This window comes from Arthrobacter sp. Dra40 (genome assembly GCF_059091905.1).
In genome coordinates, this window is sequence record NZ_JBNHHB010000587.1 from 1 (window position 1) to 331 (window position 331).

Below are 331 nucleotides of genomic sequence, written 5' to 3' on the forward strand. Positions count from 1 at the left end.
CCGGCTCCGCACCCGCCACCAGCGTTTCGAGGCGTTCGGCATAATAGTCCGCGTTCGCTTTCGACTCAAACAAACCCTCCGGCAGCCAGCACCCCTCCGGCAGGTTCGCCAGCTCCGCGAACTCCGCCGGAACCGCACCCACCCCCGGCGGCCGGTCGTCCTCGTCGTCCAGTTCCCAAACCGCGAAGTCCTCCCGGTACGCCCGGTTCCCCTGGTCAAGCTCCTCCTCCGGGACCGGCGGGATCTCCAGGCCCGCGTACGGGTCCGGGCCCGGCTCGAACACCGGCTCCGGCCACCGCTCCGGCACCGGGACCGGTTCCTTCCGGGCCGG

1 protein-coding gene is annotated in these 331 nt (G+C 71.6%); it reads right to left on the bottom strand.

Annotated features, from left to right (window positions below):
• Positions 1–307, bottom strand: a 307-nt coding sequence (locus tag AC5RWT_RS38120; RefSeq protein WP_494084722.1) for a hypothetical protein, incomplete at its 3' end; no start/stop codon positions are given.
• Positions 308–331 lie beyond the last annotated feature (24 nt).